Source organism: Microbispora sp. CSR-4 (genome assembly GCF_008033685.1).
Classification (GTDB): domain Bacteria; phylum Actinomycetota; class Actinomycetes; order Streptosporangiales; family Streptosporangiaceae; genus Microbispora.
The window spans coordinates 1-3,936 of record NZ_VJVX01000133.1 but is presented as its reverse complement, the minus strand read 5'-3'; the positions used below and the strand labels follow the sequence as shown (position 1 = coordinate 3,936).

At 71.3% G+C, this 3,936-nt stretch carries 2 protein-coding genes and 2 pseudogenes; 3 read left to right on the top strand and 1 reads right to left on the bottom strand.

Going from position 1 to position 3,936, the window contains the following annotated elements; all coding sequences use genetic code 11:
• From FLV34_RS38805 to FLV34_RS38795, 3 genes and pseudogenes are all read left to right on the top strand, one after another.
• Positions 1-444, top strand: a pseudogene (locus tag FLV34_RS38805) (hypothetical protein); the annotation flags it as partial.
• Between the two features lie 161 nt (positions 445-605).
• Complete coding sequence (locus FLV34_RS38800; protein ID WP_142651990.1) at positions 606-1,532, top strand: 4-(cytidine 5'-diphospho)-2-C-methyl-D-erythritol kinase; 927 nt, start codon at positions 606-608, stop codon at positions 1,530-1,532.
• Positions 1,533-1,544: 12 nt separating this feature from the next.
• A complete protein-coding gene (locus FLV34_RS38795; protein WP_147945542.1) occupies positions 1,545-3,353 on the top strand; it encodes an ABC-F family ATP-binding cassette domain-containing protein in 1,809 nt (602 codons plus the stop codon).
• A 139-nt stretch (positions 3,354-3,492) separates the two neighbouring features.
• On the opposite strand, the pseudogene FLV34_RS38790 reads toward FLV34_RS38795, so the two are convergent.
• Positions 3,493-3,936, bottom strand: a pseudogene (locus FLV34_RS38790) (hypothetical protein); the annotation flags it as partial.

Here is a 3,936-nt window from a genome sequence, read left to right as displayed (position 1 = left end):
GCTCTGTCGATCGGTCTGAAGGACGTCGGCACCCTGGGCTCCAACGTGGGCGGCCAGGGCCTGGCGTACAACCAGAAGATCGGCAGCGGCACGTTCGTGTTCGGCTACCCGAGCGGCTCGCACCCGGACGGCAACCACGCCTTCTCCGGCAAGACCCTCAAGTGGTCGTACGGCAAGACCTTCAAGGCGGCCGCGCCGTCGATGAAGGCCGAGGAGCTGATCGGCATCAAGTCCTCCTTCACCGGTGAGGGCGCCATCGGCTCGTCCTGGCTCTACCGCTACAGCAGCGCCAAGCGGCTTGGTTACCTGAACGGTGTGACCATCGCGGTCTCCGACACCGACGGCAACAAGCGCATCGACACCAGCGTTTCGCCGTACTTCGACGGTGAGACCCTGGCCGTCTACAAGACCGCCGCGAAGAACTGGTCCGGCAAGATCGTCTGATCGGTCACCGCTGCACGCGAAGGGGCCCGGCATCCCGCCGGGCCCCTTTCCGCTGTCCGGACCGCATCCGCCGGCGGATCTCGGGGGGTGCGGGTGACGCTAAGCTTCGGTCCCATGTCCAGGCAGTGCAGGCATGGCGACGTGAGGCGGTAGGGCGGGCGATGAGCGCGATCACGGTGCGCGTGCCGGCGAAGGTCAATCTCCAGCTCGCGGTCGGGCCGCTGCGCGAGGACGGCTATCACGACCTGGTGAACGTCTTCCACGCGGTCTCGCTGTTCGACGAGGTCACCGCCGCCGAGCCGCTCGACGCGGATCCCTCCGCCGCCCCGCTCAGGGTCAGGGTCGAGGGCGACCTCACGGGAGAGGTCCCGGTGAGCGACGACAATCTCGCCGTACGGGCCGCCAGGGCGCTGGCCGACCGCGCGGGCCGTTCCTACCGGGCCGATCTGCTGATCCGCAAGTCGATCCCCGTGGCGGGCGGCATGGCCGGCGGAAGCGCCGACGCCGCCGCGGCGCTGGTCGCCTGCAACGACCTGTGGGGCCTCGGCCTGCCCGTCGAAGACCTGATGGAGATCGCCGCCGACATCGGCAGCGACGTGCCGTTCGCGCTGCTCGGCGACACCGCCGTGGGCACCGGACGCGGCGAGCGGCTCGCCCCGCTGGAGACCGCCGGGGTCTTCCACTGGGTCTTCGCCCTCGCCGACGGCGGCCTGTCCACGCCCCGGGTGTACGGCGAGTGCGACCGGCTGCGCGAGGAGGCGGGAGTGGCCGCGCCCACGCCCGCGGTGAGCGAGGCCCTGCTCGCCGCGCTGCGCGAGGGCGACGCGAGGGCGCTCGGGCAGGCGTTGTCCAACGACCTGCAGCCCGCCGCGCTTGCGCTGCGTCCCTCGCTCGCGGACACGCTCGCCGCCGGCCGCACGCACGGCGCACTCGGCGCGATCGTCTCCGGATCCGGCCCCACCTGCGCCTTCCTGGCCGAGTCGGCCGAGCACGCGCACGAGCTGGCCGCCCTGCTCAAGGACGTGGACGGCTGCAGGTCCGTCGTCACCGCCCACGGGCCCGTCCCCGGGGCCACCGTGGCCGGATAAGCTTTACGGGCGATGAATCTGGTCAATCTGGAGTCCGTCTCCCACGCCTTCGGGCCCAAGCCCCTGCTCGCCGACGTCTCTCTCGGGCTGGAGGAAGGCGACCGGATCGGCGTCGTCGGCCGCAACGGCGGCGGCAAGACCACGCTCATCTCGATCATCGCCGGAACGCTGAAGCCCGACAGCGGGCGGGTCACCCACACGCGCGGGCTGCGCGTCGGCGCGCTCGCCCAGCGCGACCAGTTCGACCCGGACGCCGCCGTGAAGGACATCGTCCTGGCCGGCCGGGCCGAGCACGAGTGGGCCGGCGACGCCGCGATCAGGGAGATCCTCGCCAACCTGCTCGTCGACATCGACCTCGCGGCCCCCGCGGGCGCGCTGTCGGGCGGGGAGCGCCGCCGTACGGCACTGGCGCGGCTGCTGGTCGAGGAGCACGACCTGCTGATCCTCGACGAGCCCACGAACCACCTCGACATCGAGGCCATCGCCTGGCTGGCCGGGCATCTCGTCCAGCGCAAGTCGGCGCTGCTCGTCGTCACCCACGACCGGTGGTTCCTCGACGCCGTCTCCACCCGCACGTGGGAGGTCGTCGACGGCTCGGTCGAGCGATACGAGGGCGGCTACGCGGCGTACGTGCTGGCCAAGGCCGAGCGGGCGCGGATCGCGCAGGCCGCCGAGGAGCGCCGGCAGAACCTCATGCGCAAGGAGATCGCCTGGCTGCGGCGCGGCCCGCCGGCCCGGACTTCCAAGCCCAAGTTCCGCATCAACGCCGCCGAGGCGCTGATCGCGAACGAGCCGCCGCCGCGGGAGACCGTCGAGCTGCTGAGCTTCGCCTCGGCGCGGCTCGGCAAGACCGTTGTGGACCTGGAGGACGTGACGCTCCACGCGGGCGGCCCCGGCGCGGGGCCCCTGGTGCTCGACCACTGCACGTACCAGTTCGGCCCGGGCGACAGGATCGGCCTGATCGGCGTGAACGGCTCGGGCAAGTCGTCGGTGCTGCGCCTGCTGTCCGGCACGGTCGAGGCCGACTCCGGCCGCATCGTGCGCGGCAAGACCGTGCGGCTCGCCCACCTGTCGCAGGAGCTCGCCGAGCTGGACCCCACGCGGCGGGTGCTGGAGACGGTCGAGGAGATCCGCAAGTACGTCCAGGTGGGCAAGAAGGAGTGGTCGGCCTCCCAGCTGCTCGAACGCCTCGGTTTCCGGGGCGAGGCCCAGTGGAAGGTCGTCGGCGACCTGTCGGGCGGCGAGCGGCGGCGGCTGCAGCTCCTCCGGCTCATCATGAACGAGCCCAACGTGCTGCTGCTCGACGAGCCGACCAACGACCTCGACATCGAGACGCTCACCGAATTGGAGGACCTCCTCGACGGCTGGCCCGGCACGCTGGTGGTGGTGAGCCACGACCGCTACTTCCTGGAGCGGGTGGCGGACCGCTGCGTCGCGCTCCTCGGGGACGGCAGGCTGTCGATGCTGCCCGGCGGCGTGGACGAATACCTGGAACGCCGCGCGGCGGGCGCCGCGTTGTCGGCCCGGGCGGCCGCCGCCACGGGCGCTCCCGAGCGGGCCGCCCGCGACGAGCAGCCGGCGCCGTCGGGCGGGCTGTCCGCCAAGGAGTTGCGGGAGCTGCAGAAGGAGCTCAACCGGCTGGAACGGCAGATCGACAAGTTCGGCGAGCGTGAGGCGAAGCTGCACGCCGAGATGGCCGAGGCGGCGAGCGACTTCGAACGCCTGGGCAGGCTCGACGCCGAGCTGCGGGAGATCGCCGCTCAGAAGGAGGCGGCCGAGATCGAGTGGATGGCGTTGGCGGAGCGCCTCGAAGGGCAGTAGGCCGCCGGCCGGTCGCGATCTCGGCAACCGGAGATGTGATCAACCCATCGGCGAGGCGGAGAAATCCGCCACCGGCGAGGCGGAGAACGGAAAGGGGCCCGGCGGGATGCCGGGCCCCTTCGCGTGCAGCGGTGACCGATCAGACGATCTTGCCCGACCAGTTGTTCGCGGCGACCTTGTACACGCCGTACGTCTCACCGTCGAAGTACGGGGAGACGCTGGTGTCGTAGCGCCGGTTGCCGTCGCGGTCGGCGACGCCGATGGTCACGCCGTTGAGGTAGCCGAGCCGCTTCTTGCTGCTGTAGCGGTACAGCCACGCCGAGCCGAGCGCGCCCTCGCCGGTGAACGACGACTTGATGCCGATGAGCTCCTGCGCGTTGATGGTGGGGGAGCTGGCCTTGAAGGTCTTGCCGTACGACCACTTGAGCGTGTTGCCGGAGAAGGCGTGGTTGCCGTCCGGGTGCGAGCCGCTCGGGTAGCCGAACACGAACGTGCCGGCGCCGATCTTCTGGTTGTACGCCAGGCCCTGGCCGCCCACGTTGGAGCCGAGGGTGCCGACGTCCTTCAGGCCGATGGAGAGGAT